This is a genomic window from Legionella lansingensis, from assembly GCF_900187355.1.
GTDB classification, from domain to species: domain Bacteria; phylum Pseudomonadota; class Gammaproteobacteria; order Legionellales; family Legionellaceae; genus Tatlockia; species Tatlockia lansingensis.
The window spans coordinates 1,947,581-1,963,417 of the sequence record NZ_LT906451.1; the positions used below are offsets into that span (position 1 = coordinate 1,947,581).

Consider the following 15,837-nt stretch of genomic DNA (forward strand, 5'->3'; position numbering starts at 1 on the left):
AATTGAAAAAATATGTCAAGGATTAATTAAGCTGCTCTAAACTCCTTTTTTATAAAAATTTTATGTGGTTATAACTACATTAAATTCTGCACGTGCTTAATGACACAATTTAGTGACCTATGTAATAATGCATTCGCATACTGGACCCCAGTTTGATTTATAAAGCTTGCATTGATTTTTAGATGGAATTAGATGGTTATGACTATCCACACACTTTGTGTTTTTGGTACTCGTCCTGAAGCAATTAAGATGGCCCCGCTCATCAAGCAACTCGAAATCAATCAAAATATCTGTAGTAAAGTATGTGTGACAGGCCAGCACCAGCAGATGCTGCAGTCGGTTCTTGATCAATTCGAGATAGTGCCAGACTTTAATTTGCAGGTAATGACGACTAATCAGGATCTTAGTGATCTTACTGCCAAGATATTATTGAGACTTGCAGAGGTCTTCAAACAATACAAACCCAACTTGGTTTTGGTTCATGGCGATACAACAACCACACTTGCGGCTTCTCTTTCCGCTTACTATCACCATATTCCTGTCGCACACGTTGAAGCAGGCCTTCGAACAGGCGACCTGAATTCTCCCTGGCCGGAGGAAGCTAACCGTAAGTTAGTAAGTGCATTGGCTGTAGCACATTTCGCACCTACTGAGCGCTCACGCTCCAACCTTATCCAGGAAGGAATTGCTTCCGAAACAATACATGTGGTAGGCAATACGGTCATTGATGCGCTGCAAGAAATGGTTGCCAAAATAGAGTCGCAACCCAAATTTGCTTACGAGCTTAAGCAAAAATTTCCCTTTTTAAGAGACGAGCGTAAATTACTTCTGGTAACCGGACATAGACGAGAAAATTTTGGTAAAGGTTTTGAACGCATTTGCCAGGCATTAGCTAAAATTGCTCGATTATTTCCTGAGGTGGACGTTGTATACCCGGTACACTTAAATCCTCGAGTACAACAGCCAGTGAAATCTTTGCTGGAGAATATTGATAACATTTATCTCATTGAACCTGTGGATTACCCCCTGTTCGTTTATTTGATGAAGTCTGCTTATCTGATTCTCACCGATTCTGGGGGCATACAAGAAGAAGCACCCTCGCTCGGCAAACCGATTTTAGTCATGCGGGACGTAACTGAGAGACCAGAAGCCATTGAAGCAGGTACCGTTAAATTAGTAGGGACAGATGTTGAAAAAATAGTCATCAATGTCAAGGAGCTCTTAACTGATACAAAGCTCTATCAGCAGATGAGCCATGCCCAGAATCCTTATGGCGATGGACAAGCATCAGCTCGGATTGTGCAAATCATCTCACAATTGAAAACCAGGGATCGCAATGCTTCTTCCATCCACTCGTTGACCCCGGTTGAAAATATCACCGGTTATATGGAAGAAACCCTGTTATGTTAGAACAAAATCAAAATATAGCTCAATTTTCAAAAGTAACTGTTGTCGGCCTTGGCTACATAGGCTTACCAACAGCTGCGGCATTCGCTTCTCGTAAAATTCGTGTTACCGGTGTCGATATTTGCCAAAAAACAATTGATACCATCAATCGCGGTGAAATTCATATTGTAGAGCCGGAGTTAGACATTGTAGTGCACGCTGCTGTTACTGAGGGATATCTTCACGCAACCCAAAAACCTGAATCTGCTGATGCATTCCTGATTGCCGTACCAACACCATTCAAAGACAACCACTCTCCTGATTTGAGTTATATTGAAGCCGCCAGTCAATCAATTGCACCCGTTTTGAAGAGTGGTGATTTGGTCATTCTCGAATCCACCTCACCAGTTGGGACAACTGAGATGATGGCGGGCTGGCTCGCAAACGCTCGTCCAGATCTGACTTTCCCACAAACTCATAGCGAGAATGCTGATATTAGAATTGCCTATTGTCCGGAACGAGTTTTGCCTGGACATATTTTGCGCGAATTAGTCCAAAATGATCGTGTTATTGGGGGTATGACGCCTAAATGTTCAGCCATGGCTGTACAACTCTATAAAATTTTCGTTGAGGGTGAATGCATTGTCACTAATTCACGTACCGCTGAAATGTGCAAATTGACTGAAAACAGCTTTCGTGATGTCAATATCGCTTTTGCCAATGAGTTATCTCTCATTTGTGACAAAATGAATGTCGATGTTTGGGAATTGATTCAACTTGCCAATCATCACCCGCGCGTCAATATTCTTCGGCCAGGACCAGGTGTTGGCGGGCACTGCATTGCTGTCGATCCATGGTTCATTGTGAGCCAAGCTCCTAAAGAAGCCCAGCTAATTCGTACTGCACGTGAAGTCAATGATAATAAACCAACATGGGTAGCTGAGAAAGTTAGGTTGGCCGTTTCCGAATTTCTACAGAACAATCCTGAAAAGATAGCAAAAGACATTACCATTGCCTGTTTTGGTTTGACTTTTAAGGCCGACATCGATGATTTACGAGAAAGTCCAGCTTTAAAAATCGTAAAAGAAATTACATTCAACCATCATGGACATGTGCTTGCTGTTGAACCTAATATCGAGACACTGCCATCAGACTTAGTTGAGATTGTGGAGCTGAGTACTGTTGAGAAAGCCTTAGCCGAAGCAGATATTTTATTAATGCTTGTTAATCATAAGTCATTTAAAGAAATTCCCCAAAAGATGTGTCGAAAATATACGATTATAGACGCTTGTGGACTTGGTTTATGTCAACAATTATAAAGAGTATTCGCATAATGACATCAAATGGGGATATACTGTTTGGATGTTTATAAGTTGGAAAGACTAGGTGTCCCTAAAGGCCATGTATGATGAGATTGCGGGCCATTATGCCACCGCCGATCGTTTTGGCTCCATTACACAAAGCCATCGTGCAGCCATTGCGCAAATCAGACGGGAACGTTTAGGATTAAGACCACATTATAAAGTGTTGGACTTTGGTGTGGGTAATGGTGCTTTTTTGAAACAGCTTAAAACATTTATGCCTGAGGCTGATTTCACTGGTATTGATATTTCTCCGAAAATGCTAGTCCTTGCTCGAAAGGCCTTGTCCCTTACTACGATTGAGGGCAGCGCTATAGAAGCAAGCCGTTATCTTCCGCATCACAGTCAAGATTTAGTATTGGCTCATTTTATCAACGCCTATATTCCCATCCGTACCTTATTTGATGAGGCCGATTTATTGACTCGTGCCAATGGTTATTTTTCTTTGATTACGACCACCTATGAATCCTTCCCGGTGGCTCAGCAATACTTGGCGGAGTTCATTGCCAAAGGTTCGTTGTTAAGCACTGTGGTCGGTCATTATTATAAGACCATGATAAAAAATACCACAGTTGCCTCAGGGCTTGATGAGCTGATGCATGTTTTTACGCAACATAAATTCAAAATGTTGCGGCATGAACGTTTGTATATACCGATTCTAATCAATGATATTGACGAGTTAATTCAATTCGGTATTGAAGGAACCTGGTTTTTAAACAGTCTTGCAATTCGCATGTTACCAAAGAATTTTTTGTTACAACGATTGAAACGCCTTTTTAGTGAGATCTTTACCTTCCCTTATCGCGATACCCATATTATTGACGTGATATTAGCTAAAAAATAAAACCTGGGTTAAAGTAAATTCTTTAAACTCGATCTTCAAGCTTCATCGAATTACCGTGGCTTGACCATGGTATCCATGGCTCATTGAAGATCGCTGGATACCATGGTCAAGCCACGGTAATTCGGTTTGAATTAAACGGGTTTAGCCGCAACACTGAAGGACTCGATAATGGAGCAAACCATCAAGACGTACTTTCGCCAATTCACTCTGCGCCAAAAACAAACAACAAATATTGTTTTCATTACATTTTGGAGTCAGTTCTCGGTTTATGCTCTTAATACCATATTAATTCTTTTCCTAACTCGACCATTGTTAGCTCACGGATTAGGTTATACACAAGAGAAAGCTTATGCCTTTCTGGGGATCAGTCAGGCCACTGGCTATTTAATGCCTATTCTCGGTGGTTTTATGGCTGATAAAATTCTCGGTGTGCGTCGTGCCATTCTTCTAGGCAGCATTCTCCTGGCTATAGCTTATTTGTTGGTGATGCTAAGTGGTTATACTCTGGCCTCCCATGGAGATCATCTATTCATAGCCGCTTATGCCCTGGTTCCGGCCACCAATTCTTTGTTGATGGGTACGGCTTCAAGCATGGTTTCTCGCATTTATTCTGATGATGCCATTGCCGCCAAATCAGCCATGACGTTCTATTATATGTCTATCAATGTAGGCGCTTTATTAGCCACTTTGATTGCCCCGCAACTTTTGGATAGTCAGTATGGGCCTTTATCAGTACTGACTTTGGTTTTTATTGGTAAATCCATTGCTGCCTTGAATTTTGCGAAACGCTACTCCCTTTATAACAATGTGATTTGGGGGCAAGATAAAGTTCCCTTTTCACTAAGGGATAAACTTATTCTATTTACCTATATAGTGATCATTTATGTTTTTACGTTATTTGCTTATTCGCATGTTTACCATGCCAGCTTTGTGATCAGTGTAGGATGTGGTTTAGGAATTTTTTGGTTTTTTTGGAGAACATTGGCTCTTTCAGGTGAAAGCCGCAGTAAACAATTGGTTGCCTTATTGTTGATCTTGGAAGCTGTTGTTTTCTTTGTGATCTATAACCAAATGAACAGTACGCTAGTACTCTTTGCTAAAAATAACTCTGATTTACAACTGTTGGGTATCCATCTGTCTCCTGCCCAATATCAGCTACTTAACCCTTTGTTAATTATCGCATTAGGCACGCAATTACCACGATTTTATGCTCGCTTTCCTCGTTTTACTATCCCCTATCAATTTGCGGCAGGCACTTTATTGGCAGGAGCCGCATTGTTATTGATGGCTTTTGCCGCTACTGTCACACATACAGGATATGTGAATGGCAATTTTATTGGCCTCACTTATATATTAATTACCTTGGCTGAACTGTGGGTTTCTGCCGTAGGATTAAGCATGATAGGACTTTATTGCGATAGTGAAGCCATCGCTTTTGCCATGGGGGTCTGGTATTTAGCATCTTCCTTATCAAATGCTATCTCAGGGAGAATAGCAAGTTTTGTGGCTATTCCTGAGAATATTACAGCTTTAGAAAGCATCGTTATTTACCAACATTACTACTTGGTTATGGGGATAACTACTTTGGGCTTGGGAATTATTATGACTATTCTTGCTCGGGTCTTACAACGTCGGTTTCGTAAGCAAGGGATTGAGATTGTTTGAAATTTAAATACCCTCACCCCAAGGGCACTGCCATTAAGTTAAGCAATCCCGAATCCCCGCGGCATCGACCGCGGAGTCCATTATATCAGTTTGGGTATGGATACCGCGGTCAAGCCGCGGTAATTCGAAGATAGAGAAAACCCTTAACTTAATGGCAGTGCTCCCCAAAGGGAGAGAAGGATAGAATATTTTCTCCTTTTAGAGCCATTAAGCTTAACTCCGCCCATATTTATCTTCAAAACGGACAATATCATCCTCGCCCATATATTCACCGCTTTGTACCTCGATCATCACTAGAGGGATGACCCCAGGATTTTCCAGACGATGTTTATGGCCTGCTGGGATATAAGTGGATTCGTTGGTATTTACAAGCATTTCGCGCTCGCCGTTAATCACTTTGGCCATACCGCTGACCACAATCCAGTGTTCGCTTCGGTGATAATGCATTTGTAGGCTAAGACTTGCGTAAGGTCGTACTTCGATGCGCTTTATTTTAAAACGAGCACCTTCTTCCAATACCGTATAAGAACCCCAAGGACGGTGTACCGTGCGGTGAAGCTTATGCGCTTCATGTCCTTGCGCCTTAAGCTTGGCATAAATATGTTTAATCTCCTGGGCGCGAGATTTATCAGCCACGAGTAAAGCATCGGGGGTATCAATAATAAAAAGATTATCAACCCCAAGGGCACATAATAATCTGCTGTCACTGCGAATATAGCAGTTCGCCACATCATGAAGATGGGCTTCTCCTTCGATACGATTCCCCATTGCATCAGGATCAATCAAATCACCAAGAGCATTCCAGGAACCTATGTCACTCCAACCAATATTGCATGGGACAACAGCGATCGCTGTGGATTTTTCAATCACAGCATAATCAATAGAAATGTCAGGGACATCATCAAAGGTTTGGGAATCCAGCTCAAGCTGAGTGAATCCCGTGCCTTTGGCTGTTCGTGATAACTCAATGCAAGTTTTGGTTTTAAAAAGAATGTCAGGGCAATGAAGCTCCATTTCGGCCAACATGGTCCCCGCCATAAAACAAAACATGCCAGAGTTCCATAGGAAACGTCCAGTATTCACATATTCTTGCGCCGCTTCCAAGGTAGGCTTTTCGATAAAACGCGACACCGTATTACCTTCAGCTTCAATATAGCCATACCCCGTTTCGGGGCTTTGTGGTTGTATACCAAAAGTAACGATTTTCGCTTCTAGCGCGAATTCTACGCCTTGAGCAATGGCCTTCGCAAAAGCACTTTGATCTGAAATCAAATGATCAGCAGGTAGCACCAGTATCACTGCTTCGGGACCATGGTTCTCAGCGACTTGTAATGCGGCAGCAGCAATAGCTGCTGCCGTATTACGACCAAAAGGTTCAAGAATAAATGATAAATTTATTCTTGTCGGTTCTACTTCACGAAACTCATCTTCTGTTTTAAAAAATAAATCGCGATTGGTTACAGTCAGGATCTCCTGCACATCATCAAGTGCCGCAGCGCGTAAGAATGTTTTTTGTAGCAAACTTTGACCACCTTCAAGACGGATAAACGGCTTGGGATGTAATTCACGAGAAACCGGCCACAAGCGTGATCCGGCTCCGCCACATAGAATAGTTGGTATCAAGGGTCTTGGCACGATTCGTCCTATAATCCTAAGTTATCACGCTTGAACACTCGATCCGCCCGATAGCTCGAGCGTACCAGAGGCCCCGAAGCGACTTCGAAAAATCCCTTTTGCAATCCAATATCGCGCAACCTTAGAAATTGCTCTGGTGTTACATAACGCGAAACTGACAAGTGATTTTTGGTGGGCTGCAGATATTGACCTAAGGTTAGAATATCAATGTTTTGGCTACGTAAATCATCCATTGTTTGGATGATTTCTTCATCAGTTTCACCTAAACCTAACATCAGGCTTGTTTTTGTCAATACATCTGGACGATACTGCTTGGCATAACCTAAAACCTCGAGCGTTTGCCAATAGCCAGCGCGATTGTCTCTTACAGGGTGAGTCAAACGCTCCACCGTCTCTACATTTTGTGCAAAAACATCAACACCACTGTCCAATAAAACCGCAACACTTTCTTTTACTCCCTGAAAATCAGGAGTTAATGCTTCCACTTTAGTGTTGGGACATCGCCTTTTGATCGCTCTCACTGTCTCAGCATAATGTTTAGCGCCACCGTCCGCTAGATCATCACGATTTACCGAGGTTAATACGACATAATCAAGATTCATCAAAGCCACAGTATTTGCTGTATTTTCAGGCTCTTCGAGATCCAGCCAGCCGTGTGGATTACCAGTATCGACAGCGCAAAAACGACAAGCACGCGTACAAACGGCGCCCATAAGCATGATCGTTGCAGTCCCATGTGACCAACATTCGCCAATATTGGGACATTTTGCCTCTTCGCAGACTGTTGCCAATCGATGTTTAGTGACTTGATCTTTGACCTGTTGGTAAGCTGGGGTCGTATGGTTAACTATTCGTAACCACTTCGGCTTAGGCAAACGCTCAGAGGCATGTCCAGCCGACTTAACACCGTCTTTGATAGCGATCACCCCCTGCTGGGTGCGATATTTTTGGCCACTCTCAACAACAACTGGAATATCATTTAGTTTGCTCATACGACAACCAACAAATTTTCATGCCCCTGATGATCCCAAAATGGGAAGACTAGATCAAGTGGGCTACGATTAAAAGTGGGTTTTCTTGGCCGACGCCTGCGGCTTAATTGATGATCGCATGGATACCGTGGTCAAGCCACGGTAATTCCATGTTAAAGAGTAACTACGCGATTACGGCCACTTTGCTTTGCTTGCAACATTGCTTCATCAGCACGCATAAAAATGCTTCCGATATCATCTCCATGTTGTAGGTTTGTCAAACCAAATGAAACCGTCACATAGATTCGCTTATCACGGTAACTAAACACCGATTCCTCAATCACATTGCGTAAGCCTTCGGCCACTTTAGCCGCATCCTGAATATGAGTGTGTTCAAAAATAAATACAAACTCCTCATTGTTATAACGAGCAAGAAAATCAACCGCACGAATGGAAGATTTGAGTAACATAGCGATTTCTTTAAGGATTTTATCTCCCGCTAAATGCCCGTATTTATCATTAATTTGCTTAAAATTATCGATATTTGCTACAGCCAAACTCAAATCACCAAACCCTCTGTGCCAACGGTTATAGGCGTCTTTGATATGTTCCTCATAAGAAACCCTGTTCGGTAGACCGGTCACGCTATCTTGATTATTTTTTAGTTTTTCGAAAGACAGCATGTTTTTTATTTCATTTATACCACGCTCTGTTTCCATTAGCTTATCCTGTAAGATCATCATCCTTTGCTCGTACTCTGCTAAGCGTCTGTATTCAATTTCCTTATATTTTTTAACTTGTGAGCGTATCGCTGTTAATTTCGCTCCTATTTCTATAGATAGTTCCTCTCGGGTTTTAGCACTGTTCGTCTGATTCTCAATCTCTTGAATATTAAGCAAAACGTCATTTTCCAATCGTTGCATATCTTCCCTGGCAAAAACATGACTATCCTTCAATAATTTTAGATACTTACCTACATCTCGCAAGTGATTGCCAAATTCAACCAAAAACCGCTTCGTTCGTGTTTGTTCAAAACCAAATGCAGTAATGACGAATTGTTTTAACTCCTCTAATAGCGAAACCAAAGACTCCTCTGTTAATGAATGCCCTAGGCTGGACTTAAGAAATTTATGCTTTGAAGTCAAATCCTTAGGGAGAGGTATATAGTTAATCATCTGCGCTAAAGTTGCATTAATCCGTGTATTAAGAAGCGCTTCTTTTTCAGGTAACGTATGGTGCTGTTCGCAAAACTCAATTTGTTCAGCAACGGTGGTAACACATTCTGTTAGCAACTTACTGAAATGCTTTATCAGTTTTCTTTCGTCAGCATCCGTTTTAAGCAATTGTTCCATACGCTCAAAGGCATGTTTGTCTTTAAGCTCGATCAGCATTTGACTTAAGAGATCTGCTCCCTGTTTAATGAAATCAGTGATGATAATTTTATCATCCTGTTTTTGTTGTTGGAGATCGGACATAACATCCACTAAGGATGCGATACGTTTTTGAATTGATTTTGAATCTTTATTTTCCTTAAGAGCATCCTTGAGATCGAGTAAATGTTTATCCAGATCAAGATGAATACCACTTGGTAGAGTCGTTAATTGATCAATAGCATTTCTGAGCATATCAACTTCACTTTGAAGCCTATTACACTGCTCTTCGTATTGAGTAATGGTATCAGTCGTTTTCTTTTTAGACTGTTGTTCAAGCATCATTAAAATCCCTTTAATCTGCTAATTAGTCTTTCTTTAAAGATGCAAGCACCAACCGTGCATGAGAACCATCACATAAGGGTGGATCCCTTGTCTCCTTGCAACCACAAAAATATACTGTCTCTGTAAGTATAGCCTTGTATGGGACACATTGTTCTTCACAATCACTTTGACTTTGATCGCATAGAGGTTGATTTTTACTCTTCCCACAGCCACACCAATAGTATGTTTTCCCTTCTTCAACCTCATAAGGAATAGGAAAGAAAGAAGGTCTGCCTTTTTTCTCTGCCATTTCTCGTTCCATAAATCAAGTTATTAAAATATAAACCACATGGTTAATTTTTAAACTATATTTATTTTATATTAATCTAAATAACTATTTCTATGCCATTTCCTACCCTTTTATCGGTTAATGATTGGCGGAAAAAAGGCCAACCTGATCCTAGAGTAGAAGAACTCTTGACCAAAATTTATGATGCAAAAACAATCTATGAGCGCTTTGATAATTTAATTGATCTTTTGACTCACGTGCAGTCATTCTCTGAAAATAAGAATTACAGCGATCTACATTCTTCTATATTGACCGTTATTGGACATATTGTTAATGAAGATACGATAGAAAACATTCATGAGAAGATAGAGGCCAGAGTAAGGTTACGTCAATATGATCCTTATTACATGCCTTGGGCACGCCCCGAGCCCGGTGATGTTAGCAATGATCCATGGGCCCTTTATAAAGCAGAGTCACGCAATAAAGATAAGGAAGAGCTTGAAAGCATCTTCGTGCAATTTTATGACAAGCTAAGAAAAAGTTCTAATCTCTTGGTCTATGGTGGCAGAGGCTCCAAGGAAGAAGAAACCATCTGGACACTCCGTTCTAACGTTGATGAAAAAACATTCAGCCCGGAAGAGCTTGAAGGATTTCGTGCTATCCCTTATCAAGGGAAGCTTCTTAAACTCGCTACCACAGGTAAAGCAGACAATAGACGGCTTACTTTTGATTACGTCACCACAGCTAAATTGTCCATCAAAGGTTATGACACTTTCTCACAAACGACTGAAGATTTCCCCAAAAGAGCCATCTATACTGTGCACGCCAATGGAAGCTTTTTCATTGGACGCAGTCTTGCTCCCCAAAGAATATCCTGGCTACTTGATCCAGACCCCATTCTTCATCCTTCTTATGCTGATTACTATTCGCAGACAAGACTGTTTATGGCAGGGCAAACTGAAATTCCTCAGGGTGAGCCAACAATGATGGACAGTGGCAGTGGGCACTATGCACCTGATTATGAACAAACGCAGCAAGCGATAACGTTCTTTAAGAAACTAGGATTAGTAAATAACCATACGCTTCTCCCTTATTATAGGTTCGATGCTCGTCATAATGAATATGTTTACACACCCATTCATTGTACGCAGCTTCAAGCCATTTTAATGGATTTTGCCAACTCAAATCGAATAGATATACGCAAACTTACACCTGAGTACTTAAAAGAACAAAATCCAGAACTCTATATGTTGTACATCATGCAATCTAAAATTAATGATGAATTGGCAACTTGGAAAAAAGAAAGCTCAGTTATAATTGACTTTCCTTCCCCTCAAACCACACAGCTTAATCAAGCAGTGGAATTGTTTTCAAAATTTGGCGATTTCACACAACCTGACAAGACGTTGGCTTTATTACAAAATGTCGCTAAAGCGATTGATAACTGGAATGAATACCACCAGACTTCTGGAAAAACATCTCGTAGACAAGGGGCGGTGAATAACCTTGAGAAACGAGTACAAGAACAAATCCTCTATTATACAAGTTATCTCTTGCTTACCCAATTTACAGGAGAAATTCCTGGTAATTATCATGAAATCGTGAAAGATTTTGTTGACAGAAAGGCTGATATTGCACTGACAATCGAAAGGATTGCAAAACTAAGAGACGTATCAAGTTCAGGATTTTTTGAGGAGAAAAAGAAAGTGTTGTCTGAGACTCAAGACATTAAACAAATCTTACATCTTATTGCTCAGAGTCAAGACGCGTCTCCCCGAAGACTGAAAGAGATCAATTCCAGACTAACTCAAGAGCTGGAAGGTATCGGAGTCGAAGTATCCGAAAACCTTTCCCTTCATTAAAGTCTTAAATGCCATCCCAGGCTATATATTTTTTCCTGATCAAAATGGCAATAATAATAGCAAGTGCTAGTGCAGCAAGAGAAACTCCGAAATTCGCCAGCCAGTTCGGGTAAGCAATCAATAAAATTGCAGTCAGGATTAATGAAATACGTGCAACTTTTGTTATGACATTCTCTCGTTTCATCAAACGAGGAGACTTACGCCAAAAGACAAGAACGAACACCAGAAGAAGCAATGGCAATATGTAAATGATTTGATAAATAACTTGGCTTAAAACAACTTGTAATGGCGATAATGCTTGCGTAGAAAGCCATTGCTGAAAAATGAGTGCAAAATTGGGCATACAAGTCTGCATATAGGTTTGCAGACCTAAAGCACTCAAAGCAACTAAAATGACAACAGCACAAGAGGCCTTATTACCTAACTTTTTGAAATAATTCAGAGTATAAGCGAGAAGCGCTAAACCAATAATGATCATAGGAATACGCAGCCAACTTAACGCATGAAAAAAGAAGGCAGTGTGCACCTGCTGCACAGCGTGAACCAAACCTACCACCAGCGAGAATACTAAACCAATCGTTATTTGTAGTGAGCGTGTATTGGTTAGCCATAAGAATGCGAATAAAGCCAGAATGCAAAAGAGAGAACAAGGATTTAAACCATCGGTAATGGCCAACATAGGAAGAAAAACAGCCACTGAAGGCTTATTGGCGACATTGCTTTCATACCAATTTGCATTAGCCCACTGTCTTAATACGCTTATTGTTGTTGGAGTCAATTGGTCCATTCTAACAACCTGCTGTTGGCAGTAATGCAAGGCCCGAAACAATTCTTTGCCAGTCGTTTGTGCATTAGCAAATCCAACCCAACGTGAATTACAAAAAAAGATAGCCGGAACACTAAAGTCATCAGTATTTTGCTGGCTCAGAAAGACATTAAAAGTCGTTAGTGCATTTCTATCGGTGTTAATGATGTAACGATGAACCTCTATCCACGGCGTAGTTGCTTCAAGAGTTCGAAAATAGTCATCTGCTTTATGGCAATGAGGACAAGTTGAGGATAGAAAGAGATAAACCTGAAGCTTAACTTGGTTGTTCTCTCCTTTACTAAACCAGACAGGAGGAGGTGTCTCTCCCCAACCAACACTTAGAGAAGCAGCTAAACAAATGCTAACGATCAGTTTTAATATCAATCGCATACGGAGATTCCTTGTACTTATAATCATCCACTATACAGCGCATTCTACTAGATTGTATATTGGAATTGTATTAGCCAGGGACAGGGAGCAGATGTTAAAATTACTGTTCTAGTTGCGATTGCATAACCAAGTAGGCTGAGGGTCTCTCGTCAGGAGAAATGAGTTGCCAATATTTTTGGTAAATCTCAAGTAAATCGTTATTATTTGCTATTGTTAGTAAGGCTTTATTAATTTGTTGAATAAGCTCGCCATTAGCTTTTGTCGTCATAATCGCCATACCGTTTTCTACATGAACCACCGGCCCTATTTGCTCATATTTATCACCTGTTTGAGTAATCCAAAAATTTGCAGCCCCAGCATCAAGAATAAGTGCATCGATTTCATGATTATCGAGTGCCGTCAGTAACTCAGGCAAGTTATTATAAAATTTGAAATTAATTTCAAATTTATTTAGAGGGGGTAATGCATCTTTTCCGGTGAGAACTATCTCGTAATTCTTTGCCATAGGAAAAAGGGTATTTTTGACCATACCTACCGTTTTGTTATTTAGGGTTTCCAGGTGATTGCTTTGTAACGTTAAGAACACTGCTTCACTCTTAAAATAGGGATAACTGAATAAATAATTTTTAGGATCTTCGGGCATCAAGCTAATACCAACAATCATTGCATCAATCTTATTTTTATTTAGAGCAACTAAGAGCTTATCGAAGCGCATAGGTACCAATTCACATTCTCTTTTCATTACCAGACAAACACTGAAAAGAATGTCAATATCAAATCCAAAATACTTCTTACCCTGGAAGATTTGTTCGAAAGGTGGATTAAAATAAAGAGTCCCAATTCTCAGCGGACTTTCTTGTGAGTAGCCACAGGCACTAAACAAAAGCATTAAAATAGACGATATGATTCCTTTCATAAAGAACGTAAACCCTTTTGTGGCACGGATAATATTAACTATAATTTGATCTTAAGTTTTTTAGTTTGCCAAATCAAAAAACCGAATTACCGTGGCTTGACCACGGTAGTTCAATAATATGAAAAGTCAGGCAAAAACGTTAAGATCGAGTACAAATGTCTTCTTTAATAAGTATGAATGTAATTTTCCAATTGCTCGATGACTCGTGTTTTGTCCTCAAGTAGATGGAATAATAAGTCCCCAATTGAAAGAATAGCTATGATCTCGCTTTCCTCTTTTACGAGAACATGACGCCTTTTTGTTTGCGTGATTACTTCCATCGCCTTTTCAATGGGATCAAACAAATTCAGCACACTGACAGCTGTATAGGCAATTTCACCAGCGGTTGTTGTGTGTGGATCTAATCCTCGATGCAGGCAGGCTCGAACTACATCGCGTTCGCTGACTATGCCATGAAGATCATCTTTATTATTACGTATCACCAAGGCACCAATATCTAGCTCAGTCATTACTTTCACACATTCATCAACAGTAGCATCGTCGTTTATGAAAACAATAGGACGTCTTGGTTGCGGTAAAGCGGAAAAAATTAAATGAGCCATAATACACTCCCTCGAATAAACTCTCCCTATGCCTGAACTGGTAGGGAAAAGAATTGCACCCTTGTGTACTTTTTAAATATAGCACAAATAAAATCTGCTTATTGCCTGTTACCCAACAAGATTCTATCTTGTCTTATTTTTTGGAATCAAGCACTATTCGTAGACTCATTCGAATTATGTCTTTAGCAAGATAAGATTCAAAGGTAATTACTCTCACTCCCAACTTCCCGCGGCTTGACCGCGGGATGTCGGCGCTATAGATGGGGGCGAGCAATTACATTCTAAAGAACAATCTGAAAGGGAATCTTATATCTTATTCCAGGATAAATTATCTAGGATATTAATGCCGTTAAAATTCTACGCTTCCCTTTAAAAGTAGCCCTACCATGCATGGTAAGTATATTATCTAAAATCATGACATCTCCTTTTTTCCAGGGGAGAGAAACGGTGTTTTTCCTTAATACATCCAATATATGGTATAAATCTTCGCGGGGTATGATACTGCCATCCGCAAAAGTGACCTCATGTAATCTTGTTAAACGGCGAAAGTAAATAAATTTCATTGCAAGGAAATTGACTAGACCCAGAAGCCTGGGGTTAAAATCGTAAAGATGTGCTTGATTAAACCAAACAGTCTCTTTAGTAATTGGATGCTCAAGGGTTGCAGGTCTTGTGTGCCTTATCTCAATCCAATTGCTTCGCAACCATTTCCACCTAATTTCATTGCTTTGACAGAATGCTTCTACTTCTTCTTTTTTATCGGTTTCGAAAACATCAACCCAGGATTTGTGTGAATTTGCAAAATAATTAATCACATCCATGAATTTGCTTTGTTGATAGTAGTGTGAGATATAGGTCAAACCTTTTTCTTGGAAGTGTTTTATTACATTGGAATCTAACCTTTGGTAAACTTTCCTGGCATCAGCAATAACGGTTTCTCCCTGAATCTGCGGTTCGATTTCACAATAGAAAGAAATATATTTAGGATACGTTTTCAGGTATGACAGCTCTTGATGTGGAGGAATATAAATACTAGGCGGGGCCTCCGTGGACGTATAAATTTCATTTGTCACTTTGTCGCGGGGGCTATCTCCACCTATGTAATTTACAAATGATCCTAAATCCATTGTTTTGATAAAGTCGGAAAAATTCTCAGTAGAATCTATAGAAAAATCACGAAAAACTAAGGCGCCTCTTTTCAATAACTGTTGTTTGAACTGAGCTTTATAAATAGCAAGTCTTTGTTTCCAGTCATGGGAATTTAAATTTTTGTTGACCGTAATGAGCGTAGGAAATCCATCTTCAATACGACAATCTTCCATAATAGTTAACTCTCCATGATGACTAAATCCAACTTTGATCACAAATTTAGCATCTTTCTACTAAAATCAGTAATTCATCGTATAAATAATAG

The 15,837-nt window shown here is 40.2% G+C and carries 13 protein-coding genes; 5 read left to right on the forward strand and 8 right to left on the reverse strand.

Going from position 1 to position 15,837, the window contains the following annotated elements:
- Window positions 1-192 precede the first annotated feature (192 nt).
- The 4 genes from wecB (at window position 193) to CKV79_RS08870 (ending at window position 5,256) form a co-directional block, all read left to right on the forward strand.
- On the forward strand, window positions 193-1,410 hold the full coding sequence (gene wecB / locus CKV79_RS08855; RefSeq protein ID WP_065236347.1) for a non-hydrolyzing UDP-N-acetylglucosamine 2-epimerase: 1,218 nt from the start codon (window positions 193-195) through the stop codon (window positions 1,408-1,410).
- Window positions 1,404-2,705 (forward strand): UDP-N-acetyl-D-mannosamine dehydrogenase, encoded by a 1,302-nt coding sequence (wecC, locus tag CKV79_RS08860; protein WP_035915350.1) that lies wholly within the window; start codon window positions 1,404-1,406, stop codon window positions 2,703-2,705. Before wecB ends, wecC begins: the two co-directional genes overlap by 7 nt.
- A gap of 67 nt (window positions 2,706-2,772) precedes the next feature.
- Entirely contained in the window at window positions 2,773-3,591 is an 819-nt protein-coding gene (locus tag CKV79_RS08865) for a class I SAM-dependent methyltransferase (RefSeq protein ID WP_028373018.1), read from the forward strand.
- Window positions 3,592-3,759: 168 nt separating this feature from the next.
- Entirely contained in the window at window positions 3,760-5,256 is a 1,497-nt protein-coding gene (locus CKV79_RS08870) for a peptide MFS transporter (RefSeq protein ID WP_095141770.1), read from the forward strand.
- Window positions 5,257-5,469: 213 nt separating this feature from the next.
- Here the strand turns inward: CKV79_RS08870 and CKV79_RS08875 are convergent, their stop codons facing one another.
- The 4 genes from CKV79_RS08875 to CKV79_RS08890 all read right to left on the reverse strand — a co-directional run bounded on the left by CKV79_RS08875 (window position 5,470) and on the right by CKV79_RS08890 (window position 9,866).
- The gene (locus CKV79_RS08875; protein ID WP_095141772.1) at window positions 5,470-6,891 is read right to left on the reverse strand and encodes a mannose-1-phosphate guanylyltransferase/mannose-6-phosphate isomerase; all 1,422 of its coding nucleotides are present in this window, start codon (window positions 6,889-6,891) and stop codon (window positions 5,470-5,472) included.
- 8 nt (window positions 6,892-6,899) lie between these two features.
- Complete coding sequence (gene lipA / locus CKV79_RS08880) at window positions 6,900-7,883, reverse strand: lipoyl synthase (protein WP_028373015.1); 984 nt, start codon at window positions 7,881-7,883, stop codon at window positions 6,900-6,902.
- 152 nt (window positions 7,884-8,035) lie between these two features.
- The gene (locus CKV79_RS08885) at window positions 8,036-9,577 is read right to left on the reverse strand and encodes a GGDEF domain-containing protein (RefSeq protein WP_058387137.1); all 1,542 of its coding nucleotides are present in this window, start codon (window positions 9,575-9,577) and stop codon (window positions 8,036-8,038) included.
- 22 nt (window positions 9,578-9,599) lie between these two features.
- The gene (locus tag CKV79_RS08890) at window positions 9,600-9,866 is read right to left on the reverse strand and encodes a CDGSH iron-sulfur domain-containing protein (protein ID WP_028373013.1); all 267 of its coding nucleotides are present in this window, start codon (window positions 9,864-9,866) and stop codon (window positions 9,600-9,602) included.
- Between the two features lie 92 nt (window positions 9,867-9,958).
- Between CKV79_RS08890 and CKV79_RS08895 the strand changes: the two genes are divergently transcribed.
- Window positions 9,959-11,707, forward strand: a complete 1,749-nt coding sequence (locus CKV79_RS08895) for a hypothetical protein (protein WP_028373012.1) — start codon at window positions 9,959-9,961, stop codon at window positions 11,705-11,707.
- A gap of 4 nt (window positions 11,708-11,711) precedes the next feature.
- Here the strand turns inward: CKV79_RS08895 and CKV79_RS08900 are convergent, their stop codons facing one another.
- The 4 genes from CKV79_RS08900 to CKV79_RS08915 all read right to left on the reverse strand — a co-directional run bounded on the left by CKV79_RS08900 (window position 11,712) and on the right by CKV79_RS08915 (window position 15,787).
- The gene (locus tag CKV79_RS08900) at window positions 11,712-12,905 is read right to left on the reverse strand and encodes a hypothetical protein (RefSeq protein WP_051546135.1); all 1,194 of its coding nucleotides are present in this window, start codon (window positions 12,903-12,905) and stop codon (window positions 11,712-11,714) included.
- A 100-nt stretch (window positions 12,906-13,005) separates the two neighbouring features.
- Complete coding sequence (locus CKV79_RS08905) at window positions 13,006-13,821, reverse strand: transporter substrate-binding domain-containing protein (RefSeq protein WP_081778059.1); 816 nt, start codon at window positions 13,819-13,821, stop codon at window positions 13,006-13,008.
- Between the two features lie 164 nt (window positions 13,822-13,985).
- Window positions 13,986-14,423 (reverse strand): CBS domain-containing protein, encoded by a 438-nt coding sequence (locus CKV79_RS08910; protein WP_028373010.1) that lies wholly within the window; start codon window positions 14,421-14,423, stop codon window positions 13,986-13,988.
- Window positions 14,424-14,755: 332 nt separating this feature from the next.
- Entirely contained in the window at window positions 14,756-15,787 is a 1,032-nt protein-coding gene (locus tag CKV79_RS08915) for a TauD/TfdA family dioxygenase (protein ID WP_157737140.1), read from the reverse strand.
- Window positions 15,788-15,837: the final 50 nt, after the last annotated feature.